The 14,158-nt window shown below is 58.9% G+C and carries 15 protein-coding genes; 11 read left to right on the forward strand and 4 right to left on the reverse strand.

Annotated features, from left to right (window positions below):
- Nucleotides 1-25 precede the first annotated feature (25 nt).
- From crcB to FE702_RS13860, 9 genes are all read left to right on the forward strand, one after another.
- On the forward strand, nt 26-412 hold the full coding sequence (gene crcB / locus FE702_RS13820; protein ID WP_147126919.1) for a fluoride efflux transporter CrcB: 387 nt from the start codon (nt 26-28) through the stop codon (nt 410-412).
- On the forward strand, nt 409-1,449 hold the full coding sequence (locus tag FE702_RS13825) for an RluA family pseudouridine synthase (RefSeq protein WP_147126920.1): 1,041 nt from the start codon (nt 409-411) through the stop codon (nt 1,447-1,449). Before crcB ends, FE702_RS13825 begins: the two co-directional genes overlap by 4 nt.
- Nucleotides 1,449-2,108: an HAD-IA family hydrolase gene (locus FE702_RS13830; RefSeq protein WP_147126921.1), complete on the forward strand. Its 660-nt coding sequence runs from the start codon at nt 1,449-1,451 to the stop codon at nt 2,106-2,108. The genes FE702_RS13825 and FE702_RS13830 overlap by 1 nt, the downstream gene beginning before the upstream one ends.
- Complete coding sequence (locus FE702_RS13835; RefSeq protein ID WP_147126922.1) at nt 2,108-2,815, forward strand: ATP12 family chaperone protein; 708 nt, start codon at nt 2,108-2,110, stop codon at nt 2,813-2,815. Before FE702_RS13830 ends, FE702_RS13835 begins: the two co-directional genes overlap by 1 nt.
- A 215-nt stretch (nt 2,816-3,030) precedes the next feature.
- A complete protein-coding gene (locus tag FE702_RS13840) occupies nt 3,031-4,050 on the forward strand; it encodes an amino acid ABC transporter substrate-binding protein (RefSeq protein WP_147126923.1) in 1,020 nt (339 codons plus the stop codon).
- 141 nt (nt 4,051-4,191) lie between these two features.
- Nucleotides 4,192-5,412, forward strand: coding sequence for an amino acid ABC transporter permease (locus FE702_RS13845; RefSeq protein ID WP_147126924.1), 1,221 nt, complete (start codon nt 4,192-4,194; stop codon nt 5,410-5,412).
- Between the two features lies 1 nt (nt 5,413).
- Entirely contained in the window at nt 5,414-6,712 is a 1,299-nt protein-coding gene (locus FE702_RS13850) for an amino acid ABC transporter permease (protein WP_147126925.1), read from the forward strand.
- Between the two features lie 5 nt (nt 6,713-6,717).
- Nucleotides 6,718-7,509 carry an amino acid ABC transporter ATP-binding protein gene (locus FE702_RS13855; RefSeq protein WP_147126926.1) on the forward strand — a complete coding sequence of 264 codons (792 nt, stop codon included), beginning with the start codon at nt 6,718-6,720 and terminating at the stop codon, nt 7,507-7,509.
- A 120-nt stretch (nt 7,510-7,629) separates the two neighbouring features.
- A complete protein-coding gene (locus tag FE702_RS13860; RefSeq protein ID WP_147126927.1) occupies nt 7,630-8,175 on the forward strand; it encodes an aspartyl/asparaginyl beta-hydroxylase domain-containing protein in 546 nt (181 codons plus the stop codon).
- Here FE702_RS13860 and FE702_RS13865 read toward each other — a convergent pair.
- From FE702_RS13865 to soxR, 4 genes are all read right to left on the reverse strand, one after another.
- Nucleotides 8,172-9,011, reverse strand: a complete 840-nt coding sequence (locus FE702_RS13865; RefSeq protein ID WP_255449692.1) for a 4-(cytidine 5'-diphospho)-2-C-methyl-D-erythritol kinase — start codon at nt 9,009-9,011, stop codon at nt 8,172-8,174. The two genes, FE702_RS13860 and FE702_RS13865, sit on opposite strands and share 4 nt — an antisense overlap.
- A complete protein-coding gene (locus tag FE702_RS13870) occupies nt 8,989-10,689 on the reverse strand; it encodes a tetratricopeptide repeat protein (RefSeq protein WP_255449693.1) in 1,701 nt (566 codons plus the stop codon). The genes FE702_RS13865 and FE702_RS13870 overlap by 23 nt, the downstream gene beginning before the upstream one ends.
- A 209-nt stretch (nt 10,690-10,898) precedes the next feature.
- Entirely contained in the window at nt 10,899-12,551 is a 1,653-nt protein-coding gene (locus FE702_RS13875; protein ID WP_147127445.1) for an electron transfer flavoprotein-ubiquinone oxidoreductase, read from the reverse strand.
- A gap of 96 nt (nt 12,552-12,647) precedes the next feature.
- Complete coding sequence (soxR, locus tag FE702_RS13880; RefSeq protein ID WP_147126928.1) at nt 12,648-13,118, reverse strand: redox-sensitive transcriptional activator SoxR; 471 nt, start codon at nt 13,116-13,118, stop codon at nt 12,648-12,650.
- Between the two features lie 86 nt (nt 13,119-13,204).
- On the opposite strand from soxR, the gene FE702_RS13885 reads away from it, so the two are divergent.
- A complete protein-coding gene (locus tag FE702_RS13885) occupies nt 13,205-13,585 on the forward strand; it encodes a VOC family protein (protein ID WP_147126929.1) in 381 nt (126 codons plus the stop codon).
- 87 nt (nt 13,586-13,672) lie between these two features.
- A complete protein-coding gene (gene greA, locus FE702_RS13890; protein WP_147126930.1) occupies nt 13,673-14,143 on the forward strand; it encodes a transcription elongation factor GreA in 471 nt (156 codons plus the stop codon).
- Nucleotides 14,144-14,158 lie beyond the last annotated feature (15 nt).

Here is a 14,158-nt window from a genome sequence, read left to right on the forward strand (position 1 = left end):
GTCGTCGCTTGTCGATGGGGTGTAGATGTTTGGCGCATTCATTCAGGTCGCCCTTGGCGGGGCTTTAGGCGCGGTTTTGCGCTATGGCTGTGGTCTGTTGATGATCAGGTCAGGCGGAGGAACCCTCGCCGGGCTTCCGCTGCCAATCGTCACTGTGAATGTCTTGGGCTCGTTCCTGATGGGGGCTTTTGTGGTCTGGTCCGCGCATCGCGGGCTGTCGCATCTGTCGCCTTTGGTGATGACCGGGGTACTTGGCGGCTTTACGACGTTCTCGGCGTTCTCTCTGGAAACGGTGACGTTGATTGAACGCGGTCAGTTGGCGACCGCGGCTGTGTATGTGCTTTTGTCCGTTGGGCTTTCGATTGCGGCGCTGATGATGGGCGTGGCGGTGACACGTGGGGTGTTGGCATGAGCCGGGTACAGACGATTGAGGTCGCGTCAGGCGACGGCGGGCAACGGCTTGACCGGTTTTTGCGCCGGCTCTTTCCGCATTTGCGTCAGGGGCGCATCGAAAAGATGTGCCGCAAGGGCGAGTTGCGTGTGGATGGCGGTCGGGTGAAGGCATCGACCCGCGTTGAAGCGGGGCAGATGATCCGGGTGCCGCCGATCCCTGATCCGGCGCTTGAGGGAAAGCCAGACGCGCCAGAAATCACTGACGCCGACGCCAAGATGATCCGGAGCTGCGTGATCTACCGCGACGATCACATCATCGCGTTGAACAAACCGCCGGGCCTGCCGGTGCAAGGCGGTAGCAAGCTTACGCGGCATGTCGATGGTCTGGGACCTGCGCTGCGGTTTGGTCTGGATGAGGACCCTCGGCTGGTGCATCGGCTCGACAAGGACACTTCTGGTGTTCTGATCATGGCGCGCACGCGCGCTGTGGCCGCAGCGCTGACAGATGCGTTTCGCCATCGCGCGACGCGCAAAATATACTGGGCCGCTGTCGCTGGCGTGCCCAGCCCACGCATGGGCACGATCAAGTTCGGTCTCGTGAAGGCCCCCGGCCATGGCCGCAAGGGCGAAGGCGAAAAGATGCACGCTGTGCATCCCGATGACGTGGCCAGCACGCCGGATGCCAAGCGCGCCACCACCGATTTTGCAGTGATCGAGGCGCTGGGCCGACGGGCCTCTTGGGCGGCGCTTGTGCCGGTGACAGGCCGAACGCACCAATTGCGCGCGCACATGGCTGAGATCGGTCACCCGATAGTGGGCGATGGTAAATATGGCGGGTCCGGTCAGGAAAACCTCGGCGACGGTTGGGGCGCGCAATTGGGCGGTGACATCAGCAAGAAGCTGCACCTTCATGCGCGGTCTCTGACGCTGGAACACCCGGTATCCAAGGCGACGCTGCACCTTACGGCGCCGTTGCCTGAACACATGGCGCGTACCTGGGCGTCGTTTGGGTGGGACGCCGCCGAAGCGCCCGTTGATCCGTTCGAGATCGAGTGATGCTGAAGCTGGCCCTGTTTGATGTCGACGGCACACTTGTCGACAGTCAGGCTCATATCGTTGAGTCCATGGCCCAAGCGTTTGTGTCAGTGGGATTGCCCGCGCCGACACGGTCCGAAACGCTTGGTATAGTGGGGTTGTCGCTGCCGCAGGCGATGGCCGTTCTGGCCCCAGAAGGTCCCGTTGAGCATCTGGTTGACGCCTACAAGGCGGCCTACCAAAGCCTGCGCGGCAGCCACGGAGAGGCTGCTGCCTCGCCCCTGTATGATGGGATCAAGGGGGCATTGGACGCGATTTACGAGATGGATAACACATTGCTGGGACTTGCCACAGGCAAGAGCCGTCGCGGTTTGGATCATCTGGTCGAGACGCATGACCTAGCGTGGTATTTCGTGACACGGCAGGATGCCGATGGGCATCCGTCAAAGCCCCACCCGTCTATGGCAATGACGGCGATGGCCGAATCCGGCGCGGAGCAAGGTGTGATGATTGGTGACACCACGTATGACCTTGAAATGGGCCGTGCGGCAGGCTTGAAGACCATCGGTGTGACGTGGGGCTATCACCCGTCGGACTTGCTAGCGCCGTTGGCGGATGTGGTCGTCGGAGCGCCACAAGAACTACCTGCCGCGGTTGCGGCAATCTGGGATTATGTCTGATGAGCGAATGGAAACAGAAACGATTCTGGAAGGCTGCTGCCGCTGCCGAAGTTGAGGGGGGCTGGTCCGTGTCTTTGGATGGGCGCGCGATCAAGACACCCGCCAAAGCGCCTTTGGTCATGCCGACACAAGCGCTTGCTGACGCGGTGGCCGCGGAATGGGACGCGCAGGACGAAATCATTGATCCCGGCAGCATGCCGTTCACGCGCAGCGCGAACTCAGCGATCGATAAGGTCGTGCCACAGCGCAGCGATGTGATCGCGATGTTGGCGGATTACGGGGATTCGGATCTGTTGTGCTATCGCGCCGAAGCGCCGGCTGAACTGGTCAATCGGCAGGCCGAGGCTTGGGACCCGCTGCTCGACTGGGCGCGCGACACCTATGGTGCGCCGCTGATCATGGCTCAGGGCGTGATGCATGTGGCGCAGCCGCCTGCGTCACTTGCGGCGTTGCGGGCCCCTTTGGAAGAGGCCAACGCGTTTGAAATCGCCGCGCTGCATGATCTCATCGCGCTGTCAGGTTCGCTTGTCATTGGACTGAAAGCCACGGTTGTCGGTGATCCAGAGCCGCTTTGGCAGGCCAGTCGCGTGGATGAGCAGTTCCAGATCGACCAGTGGGGCGATGACGAGGAGGCTGCCGTAGCGTCAAGCATCAAGCAGCAATCCTTCGCGGATGCGCACCGATTCTACCATCTGGTTCAAAACTAGGCGCGACAGCCCGAAACGCGCTTTCGGACTTTGCAAAAGATGAAAAATTCGCCTTTTTTGACGCGGTTTTCCTCAACGACCTGTTGACGATTGCAGCAAGTTGTGAGCACACTTTGCTCTATTGCCAGAGGGGAGACTGGCTGGCGAGGGTCGATGCACTAAGTCATCGGACACAAAACCCGTCATCACGGCGGGGAAATCAGGAAGAGGTTAATATGAAAAAATCGGTCATTCTTGGCGCACTGACGGTCGCCGGTCTGGCGGCTGGCGCAGCGGGTGCTGCGACGCTGGATGATGTGAAAGCACGCGGAACTCTGAACTGCGGTGTGACCACCGGCGTTCCAGGTTTTGCTGAGCCTGACGCGAATGGCGTATGGCAGGGCTTTGACGTGGCGGTCTGCCGCGCAGTTGCTGCTGCTGTTCTGGGCGACGGCAACGCCGTTGAATTCGTTCCAACCACCGGTAAGACACGCTTTACCGCGCTGGCATCGGGCGAAATCGACATGCTGGCCCGTAACACCACATGGACATTCTCGCGCGACGTTGACCTGAAGTTCGAATTCACCGGCGTGAACTACTACGACGGTCAAGGCTTCATGGTTCCAAAGGACCTGGGCGTGACTTCGGCGAAGGAACTGGACGGCGCGACTGTCTGTATCCAAACCGGCACCACCACCGAACTGAACCTGGCGGACTTCTTCCGCTCGAACGGCATCTCGTATGAGCCAGTGCCAATCGAAACCGGTTCGGAAGCTGTTCAGCTGTTCACCGCTGGTTCGTGCGACGTTTACACCACTGACCGTTCGGCTCTGGCCGCACAGCGTGCAAACTTTGCCAACCCAGACGACTATGTGGTTCTGCCAGAAGTCGTTTCGAAAGAGCCACTGGGCCCACTGGTTCGCCACGGCGACCACGAGTGGGGCGACATCGTTCGCTGGACTCTGAACGCTCTGATCACTGCTGAAGAGCTGGGCGTGACTTCGGACAACATCTCCGAGATGTCGATGGAAGCGGGCAACAACCCTGAAATCAACCGTCTGCTGGGTACCGAAGGCACCCTGGGCGAGATGCTGGGTCTGGACGCCGAGTGGGCGAAGCGCGCGATCATGGTTGGCGGCAACTATGGTGAAGTGTTCGCAAACAACATCGGCGAGTCGACCAACATTGGTCTGGCACGCGGCCTGAACGCACAGTGGACCGATGGCGGCCTGATCTACTCGCCACCATTCCGCTAAGTACCTGATTGGGAAGGGCGCGGTCATCCCGCGCCCTTTTCATATCCAATAACTGCCGGGTCATTGAGGTTAGGGTGAAACCCGAAACCTGAGAGTACGAAAAGTACCGGAAGGGGACCCGACGCCAACAGAGGACGACCCATGTCGACCATCTCTGATCCAGGGGCGGGGAACGACGGCTTCCGCATCGGAATGCTGATCAATGATACCCGCTACCGATCCTATACATTTCAATTTCTTGCCCTGCTCGCGCTGATCTTTGGCATCGGCTATCTGATCTCAAACCTTTTGGCGAACCTTGCCGCCAATGGTTTGAACATCAGTTGGGCGTTTCTGGGCGAACCCGCTGGCTACGATATTAACCAGCGACCAATCGAATATACATCGCAGTCGACCCATGCTCGGGCCTCTATCGTAGGGGCGATCAATACACTGATCGTGGCGTTCCTCGCCTGTATTTCAGCGACAGTCCTAGGCATCATCGCCGGTGTTTTGCGCTTGTCGAACAACTGGATCGTCAGCAAGCTGATGAGCATTTATGTGGAAGCATTCCGCAACGTGCCTGTGCTGATCTGGATCCTGATCATCTTTCTGGCGATGTCGAATGCCTTTCCGCAGCCACGTGATTTCCGCGGCGATGATCCTGTCGCGAGCATGTGGTTCGACGCTGTGGCCTTTACAAACCGGGGCGTTTACATCCCGTCATTCGTGAATGGCGAAGGATCGGGCATCTTCTGGCTTGTTGTTCTGGCGTCGATCGTGGGCGTTTTCGCCTATCGCCGCTATGCGCGGTCGCTGCTTTACAGCACCGGTAGACTGCTTCCGACGGGCTGGCCGTCTCTGGCGATCCTGATCGCCCCGGGCTTGCTGGCTTTCTTTGCATTGGGCCAGCCGGTGTCGTTGCAATACCCGGAACTGCGTGGGTTTAACTTCCGAGATGGTATTCACCTGCGGTTGTCGCTGATCGCGCTTTGGTTCGCCTTGGCGATCTATACCGGTGCCTTCATCGCGGAGAATGTGCGGGCCGGTATTCAGGCGATCAGCAAAGGTCAAACCGAGGCCGCTGCTGCGTTGGGTATGCGTCCGGGTCGGATCATGAACCTTGTGATCCTGCCACAGGCGCTGCGGGTCATCATCCCGCCGCTGATTTCGCAGTATCTGAACATCACCAAGAACAGCTCACTCGCAATCGCGGTGGGATATATGGACATCACTGGTACACTGGGTGGCATCACGCTGAACCAGACGGGCCGGGCGATTGAGTCCATCCTGCTTCTGATGCTGTTCTATCTGATCGTGTCGTTGAGCATTTCCGCGATCATGAACGTCTACAACAACTCAGTGAAACTGAAGGAGCGGTGATATGAGCGACACACATGCACAAACCGTCGCCTTCGTTCGCGAAACACAAATCCCGCCAGCGCCGCCACCGGCGACAGAAACTGGTGTGATCAAATGGGTGCGCGAGAACCTGTTCTCGAGCTGGGTCAACTCGATCCTGACCATCCTGTCGATCTACTTCATCGTGCGCGGCGTCATCGCGGTGTATCCGTGGTTCGCAAACGGGGTCTGGGGCACGTCCGATCTGGCGACGTGTCGGCAAATTCTGGATGGCGCGACCGGGGCCTGTTTCTCGGTTCTGCAGGACCGCTGGCGTCAGATGATCTTTGGCATTGCATATCCGGATGATCAGTACTGGCGGCCTTTGCTGGCCTTTGCTCTGCTTCTGGTTTGCGTTGCGCCGGTGCTGTTCTCGAAACTGCCGCGCAAGCTCTTGATCCTCTCGGCGCTTTATCCATTCCTCGCCTACTGGCTGATCTGGGGCGGGACCATCATGATCCCGATCATGGTCATGGTCGGTTTTGTGGCAGGCTACTATGCCTTCACATGGGCCGAACGCGCCTCGGGGTTTGCGGCAGGGCTTGCATCCTTTGTGGTGACCGCCTCCGTCGTGTGGTTCATCGGCGGGTTGATTTCGGGCGCGATGCCCGGGTTCATCGCACTGCAAGAGGTTCCAAGCCGTGACATGGGGGGCTTCATGCTCAACATGATCCTCGGCACGATCTGCGTTTCCCTGTCACTGCCGCTCGGTATTGTACTCGCGCTGGGGCGTCAGTCGTCTATGCCGATCATCAAGGGCATCTGCGTGGTGTTCATTGAGTTCATTCGGGGCGTGCCGCTGATCACTCTGCTCTTCGTGGCGAACGTGGTTCTGGCCTACTTCTTCCCTCCGGGGACAAACCTCGACCTGATCCTGCGGGTGATCATCATGATCACGATGTTCTCGGCAGCCTATATTGCCGAGGTGATCCGGGGTGGCCTCGCCGCCTTGCCGAAGGGTCAGTATGAGGCGGGCGACAGCCTGGGCCTAAACTACTCGCAGTCGATGCGTCTGATCATCCTGCCGCAAGCGCTCAAGATTTCGATCCCTGGGATCGTGAACGTGGCGGTGGGTCTGTTCAAGGATACGACGCTGGTGTCGGTGATTTCGATGTTCGATCTGGTTGGCGTGTTGCGCGGCCCGATCCTGTCATCGACGGCCTGGACCGGCATTTACTGGGAGGCGTTTGGCTTTGCGGCCTTGCTCTTCTTCGTCGTCTGCTACGGCATTTCGCAATATTCGCAGTGGCTCGAACGCCAGCTGCGCACAGATCATAGGTGATCAACATGGCTGAACTTCAGACCAACATGGACGTGGATACCTCGCAGATGAAAGTCTCGGACGAGGTCGCCATCGACATCCAGAGCATGAACAAATGGTACGGAGCGTTCCACGTTCTGCGAGACATCGACCTGACCGTATATCGCGGCGAACGGATCGTGATCTGTGGTCCGTCAGGGTCCGGTAAATCGACGCTGATCCGCTGCATCAACGCGCTTGAAGAACATCAGGCAGGGTCGATCACGGTGGACGGCACGCTCTTGTCGTCGGACCTCAAGAACATCGACACGATCCGGTCAGAGGTTGGCATGTGCTTCCAGCACTTCAACCTGTTCCCGCATCTGACAATCCTTGAGAACTGTACGCTGGCTCCGATCTGGGTGCGCAAGACGCCCAAGAAAGAGGCCGAAGAAGTGGCGATGCATTTCCTTGAAAAGGTGAAGATCCCCGATCAGGCGAACAAGTATCCCGGTCAGTTGTCAGGTGGTCAGCAGCAGCGTGTGGCGATTGCCCGGTCGCTGTGCATGAAGCCGCGCATCATGCTGTTCGACGAACCTACCTCGGCGCTCGACCCCGAGATGATCAAAGAGGTGCTCGACACCATGATCGAGCTCGCGGAAGAGGGCATGACCATGCTCTGCGTGACGCACGAGATGGGCTTTGCCCGTCAGGTCGCCAACCGCGTGATCTTTATGGATGCGGGTCAGATCGTCGAGCAGAACGAGCCGGAAGAGTTCTTTATGAACCCGAAATCGGACCGGACAAAGCTGTTCCTGAGCCAGATTCTGGGTCACTGATTCCGGGACAGAATAAATTGGAGGGTCGCCTTTGGGTGGCCCTTTTTCTTTGTACACACCCTTCGCTTGACCCATCATCGGTGCTGACGGTAGCCTTCCTTCAACCATAGGGGGTGTGACATGTTTGAGGCTGCTGACCGGATTAAGCTACCGCTTCAGTTTGATGCACAGCGCATGCTGGACGAGTTGAGCCGCGATCTGGCAAAGCCGTTCATGTATTACTCTGTCGTGATGCTGACCGTACCCGGCGATCTCAGCCAGCACTCCGGGGCGTCCCGCGCCCCATCCGTAGACAACGGCGATCTCAGCGACATTCCCTATATCAAGTCGGTGATTGATGGGTTCCGGGACGTGACCACCCTGACGCTGGCCCGTCTTCTGCGGCTAGAAGGCGGGGCAGAGGTGCAGGAACACACTGACCCAACGCTTGGGTTGGATGTGCCGGACAGCGTGGTGCGCCTGACGATCCCGATCACGCCCACAGACGACGTCGATTTTCTACTGAACGGTGAAGCGGTTCCTATGCAGCCAGGCGAATGCTGGTACATGAAGCTTAACGATCGCCATCAGGTGCTGCACCACGGCACGGAAGAGCGGGTGAACCTGACGATTGACGTGGTGCCAAACGAATGGGTGCTGGATCAGTTGGGGTTGGTCGCGGCCTAGCCCAATACACACGCTTCGACCCACCAGACCGGGTTTCGCGCGCTGATCAGGGTTGCCGCCGCGCGGGCCGTGTCCGTGTCAGGAAAGAGGCCAAAGCAGGTTGCACCAGATCCTGACATGCGTGCCAAAAGGCATTCAGGAGCCAGATTAAGTTCATCAATGACGGTATCGATTTCCGGAGCCAGCTCGCGCGCCGGAGGTTCGAGGTCATTGCGTTGGGTGCCAATCCACGCGGCGCAGTCGATGACAGTGTCGAAGGCGGGAAGCGCCTCTGGCATCGGGGCGTTGGTTTTGCTGGGCAGGGCTTGAAAGACGGGCCCGGTCGGCACCTCTACACCCGGGTTGATCAGTACAGCGGGCAAGGCAGGAAGCGTGACAGGTGTCAGCACCTCGCCAATGCCGGACATGCGTGTCGTTTGTGTGGCCATGCAAACGGGGACATCCGCACCGAGTTGGGCGGTATCCGTGGGCAGTGGGCGGTCCAGCAACCGAGCGAGGGCGCGGAGTGTCGCCGCGGCATCAGAGCTGCCGCCGCCGATGCCTGCGGCGGCTGGTAGATGCTTTTCCAAAAGGATGGCGACCTCGTTGTCTGCCTCCATCATCCGGGCTGCTTTCCAGACCAGATTGCTGGCATCTGTTGGGACCCCATCGGTCATGGGGCCTGCCACGTTCAGCCGCGCGTCAGAGGTGCGGGTGAGCGAAATTCGGTCACCGATATCGGCAAACACAACCAAACTGTCGAGCAGATGATACCCATCTTCCCGCTGTCCTGTGACATGCAGGGTCAGGTTGACCTTGGCAGGGGCAAAGGCCTTAGCCGTCTTGGGCAACGGCAATGGCCGCTTCCTTTTCTTCTGCGAGAACGGCATCAAGGCCGATATCGAGCTTGCGACGGATGCGGTTGGCATCCTCCTCCTCTGGCCCGAATGACATCGCCCGGTTCCATTGGAAACGCGCCTCTGTATAGCGTCCAACGGACCAATAGACGTCTCCAAGATGGTCGTTGATGATCGGGTCCGTGGCCATCAGTTCGACGGCGGCTTCCATAGGGGCGACGGCTTCGTCCGCGCGGCCAAGCCGATAGAGGACCCAGCCGAGGCTATCCATAATGTGCCCGCTGTCAGGACGCGCGATGGCCGCCGTTTCGATCATCGCCAGCGCCTCGTCCAGTTTGAGGTTCTTTTCGACCAGCGAATAGCCAAGATAGTTCAAGACCTGTGGCTGCTCAGGCTGCAGTGTCAGAGCATGCCTGAAATCAGCCTCTGCGGCGTCCCAATTTCCTGAACGTTCATGGGTGATCCCGCGCGCGAAATAGGTGAACCACTGGCGCGGAGAGCTTTCCGTATAAAGCGCGATCCCGGCATCATAGGCGTCTGCGGCGTCACGGTAGGACTCCATCCGGCGCAGCGTGTCGCCCAAACGGATGTGGATGTTTGGATCGTCAGGAAAGGCTTCGGCCAGTTGGCTAAGGACTTCGACAGCTGCGTCGGGTCGATCGTCAGAGCTCAGCGCGCTTGCGCGGCCCAGTTCCGCCGAGACGAATTCCGGTGCGTTGCGTGGCACGCGATCATATGCGGCGGTTGCCAGATCGTGGCGGCCCAGCTTTTCCAGATACTCAGCCGACAGCAGGATCGCATCAATATGAGCAGGATCAAGCGCTTCGGCCAGACGAGTGTAAAGAAGGGAATAGCTGTCGCGAGCCTCTCCGTTCAACGCCGCACCTATTGTGTAAAACACCTCGGCTGCGCCGTCAGAGGCGGATTTCACTTGAGTAAACGGGATGGGTTCGCCCGCCCGCAACCGGCGCAGGAGGGATGACAGTGTTGCGTCAGGGGAGGTGCCGAAGACCTCTGTAATCAGCGTGATGGCATCCGCATTGCGGTCAAGTTGGCTGAGCATCTGCGCGCGGGCAATGATGCCGCGCCGCGTGTGGGTAATCGGACCTTCGGCTTCGCCAGACAAGATCGCTTCGGCCCCGCCGTATTCGCCTACCATCCCAAGTGCCAGGGCTTTGTGATACAGCGCGAACTCACGCAGACCATTGTCGTCTGCGATGGCGTCAAACGCACTGAGGCCGTCATCGGTGTATCCGTCGCCAATCAGGCTCCATGCGTGGACAAGGCTATCGACCAGAGGGCCGATGCGCGTTGCCTCAGACAAGCTGTCAGTCACGGTTGTGAAACTGCCAGCCATCAGGTCATTGGTGACGCTGACCATATGCGCGATCTGGCTGTTGGAGCCGCTTTGCAGCATGCGCTGTGCCAAATCCGATGCGGCGGGCATGTCGCCCAACGCGAGATACGCCGCCATCGCGTTTTCCATATGCGCGTGGTTGCCCGGATGCCGGTTCAGCGCCTCGGTGTAGAACCGGGCGGCGGATTTGAAGTCTCGGTCGGCTGCGGCTTGTCGCGCGGCCAGATAGGATCCGGATGTCCCGAAAAAGATCGTGTCGGCCGATGCGGATACAGACATACCCATGGCGATCACGAGGCCCAGAATAGTCTTGGTCGTCATCAAAATCTCCCCTCGCGCCTGTTTCTGCGCGTTGGCTCCCTTGGGCCGAGACTATCAGTCAAAGACACGGGCGCAATGTCACCAGTTAAAAAGGCGGCTCGCAGAACGCCCTGCAGCCGCCTTTTTCGATCACAATTTTAGCAACCTTGCGTCGTTCTGACCCAAATTGCCCGACTGACGCCAAGGTCACCCGAGCAGATGGGGAATCATCACATGTTCGGATAGTTCGGTCCGTCGCCACCCTGTGGCGTGACCCAAGTGATGTTCTGGCTTGGGTCTTTGATATCGCAGGTCTTGCAGTGGACACAGTTCTGGAAGTTGATCTGGAACCGGGTGGGTTTGCCTTCTTCCTCGACGAATTCGTAGACGCCTGCCGGGCAATACCGGGCCGAAGGGCCAGCATATTCGGCGAGGTTCTTGTTCACCGGAATATCGGGATCGGTCAGGCGCAGGTGCGCGGGTTGCGATTCCTCGTGGTTCGTCATCGAGAAGCTGACATTTGTCAGACGGTCAAACGACAGTTTTCCATCGGGTTTTGGATAGTCGATGGGTTCGTGATGATACTTGGTCTCGGTCGCCTGCGCGTCGGTTTTGCCGTGCTTGAGCGTGCCGAAGAGCGAGGTCTTGAAGATCGTCTGGAACCACATGTCAAAGCCACCAGCGATCAATCCGCCCAGCGGCCCCAGCTTGGCGTTGAGAGGCGCGACGTTGCGGACAGGCTTGAGGTCCTGACCCACCGGCCCGGTCTTCAATGCCGTGTCATAGTCGGTCAGCCGGTCGCCAGAACGGCCCGCCTCGATCGCGGCAGCGGCGGCTTCTGCCGCTTCGATGCCCGAATGCATGGCGTTGTGGTTGCCCTTGATCCGCGGCAGGTTCACCAGCCCCGCCGAGCAGCCGAGCAATGCACCACCGGGGAACGATACCTCTGGGATCGACTGGAAGCCGCCCTTGGTCACTGCGCGAGCGCCATAGGCGACGCGGCGGCCACCTTCGAGCACCTTGGCGATGCGCGAGTGATGCTTCCACCGCTGAAATTCCATGTAGGGGAACAGGTACGGGTTCTTGTAGTCCAGATTGACGATGTAGCCGACATAAACCTGGTTGTTGTCCAGGTGGTACATGAACGACCCGCCACCGTTTTTCCAACCCAGCGGCCAACCCATGGAGTGGGTGACTTCGCCTTCGTTGTGGTTCTCTGGTTTGACTTCCCAGATTTCCTTCATGCCAATGCCGAATTTCGGCACATCGCAATTGGCGTCGAGGTTGTATTTGGCGATGATTTCCTTGGACAGCGACCCGCGCACACCTTCCGACAGGAAGACGTATTTGCCGTGCAGTTCCATGCCCGGCTCGGTGTCGGGGCCGTAAGATCCGTCAGCCTCAAGCCCGAAGACGCCCGCGACGACGCCTTTGAGTTCGCCGTTATCGCCATAGACCAGCTCAGAGCAGGCCATGCCAGGGAAGATCTCGACGCCCATTGCCTCGGCTTGCTCTGCCAGCCAGCGGCACACATTGCCCATCGAGACGATGTAGTTGCCGTGGTTGTTCATCAGCGGCGGCATCAGCGCATTTGGCAGGCGGATTTGGCCGTCTTCGCCGAGGATGTAGAAATTGTCTTCCTTTACCTCGACGGTGACAGGCGCACCTTTGTCCTTCCAGTCTGGGATCAGGCGATCAAGGCCCGCAGGATCAAGCACCGCGCCCGACAGGATATGCGCACCAACCTCGGACCCCTTTTCGAGGACGACGACCTCAAGGTCTGCGTTGATCTGTTTCAGACGGATGGCGGCGGACAGGCCTGCTGGACCTGCACCGACGATCACCACGTCATATTCCATCGCTTCGCGTTCGATTTCCGACATATTCGTACCCATGATCCTGTTTGACGCAGATATCGGCGGTGTTGCCAAAAGGGTCAATCAGGACGGCGCGTTAAAAGGTCTGTTCGCGACTTTGGGTCACTCTTTTTCGATTTCCGAGAGAATTTCGGCTGATGAGTTGCCCAAAAGATACCTAGGCCCGGCCCCTTTTTGGGCGGCGCGGTCGGTGGGGTTGTAGAGTTTGCAGGCCTCAAGGCTCAGACAGCCGCAACCGATGCAGCCATCTAGCGTGCTGCGCAGTTTTTGCAGGCGCTCGATTCGCTGGTCCAATTGGGCGCGGAAGCCTTCGCTTAGACGGGTCCAATCGGATTTGGTGGGTGTGCGCCCCTCTGGCAATGAGGACAAGGCCGCGCGGATTTCGGCAATCGAGAACCCCATCTGCTGCGCGATCATCACAAAGCTCAGGCGGCGAATGTCGGCGCGTTCATAGCGGCGCTGGCCGCCTGCATTGCGGCCGGGATGCACGAGGCCTTCGTCCTCGTAATATCGGATTGCAGATACGGCGAGCCCCGTGCGCGCGGCGATGGTGCCGATGGAAAGATTTTGCATGTACTGATTTTGCGCAAGAAAGGGCTTGAGCTCAAGTTAACTTGAGGAATTACAGAGGTGGCGATCAATTCGAAAAGGAGATCGTTATGGTCGAGTTGGAACATGCGAACGTGACCGTGTCTGACGCCCACAAGACAGCCGCTTGGATGGCAGATGTCTTTGGCTGGCACATCCGTTGGGAAGGTGAGGGGATGGGCGGCGTCGGTCTGACCGTGCATTGCGGAACAGAGAACAGCTATATCGCGCTTTATCAGCCGAAAAAGGAGCCGGGAGCGGCTGTTCCGCGCTATGTGAACCGCGGCGGGCTAAACCATCTGGCTGTGACGGTCGACGATTTACAGGCCGTCCATGACCGCGTGGTCGCTGCCGGTTTCACGCCGGGTGAACACTATGATTACGAACCGGGTGAGCGTTTCTACTTTCATGATGCGGATGGCATCGAATTCGAAGTGGTCTGCTATTCTTGATCGCCGCTCCGGCGAAGAAGCGCCTTATCCGCTTGCATTCGGTCCCCTGCTTGGGTCACATCGGCTGACCTCTGAAAGGGGACCGACATGGACAAGATACCACTGACGCCGGGCGGCCATGAGCGTCTGGAAGCAGAACTGAAGAACCTGAAATCTGTCGAACGCCCTGCGATCATCGCGGCGATTGCAGAAGCGCGCGAACTGGGCGACCTCAAGGAAAACGCCGAGTATCATTCCGCACGTGAAAAGCAGGGATTCATCGAGGGTCGGATCAAAGAGCTTGAGGCCATCATGGGCCTTGCTGATGTGATCGATCCAGCGCAATTTTCGGGCACGATCAAGTTTGGTGCCACTGTCGAGATCGTCGATGAAGATACCGACGAAGAAAAGACCTATCAGATTGTGGGTGAGCCTGAAGCCGACATCGAAAACGGCCGCCTGAACATCAAATCCCCATTGGCGCGCGCGCTGATCGGCAAAGATGAAGGCGATAGTGTCGAGGTTCGCACGCCAGGTGGTGTGCGCAGTTACGAGATCCTGAGTATTTCCTTCGTCTGACGCCCAAGGCGCGAT

Origin of the sequence: Shimia ponticola, from assembly GCF_007995215.1 — a bacterium.
Taxonomy (GTDB): domain Bacteria; phylum Pseudomonadota; class Alphaproteobacteria; order Rhodobacterales; family Rhodobacteraceae; genus Shimia_B; species Shimia_B ponticola.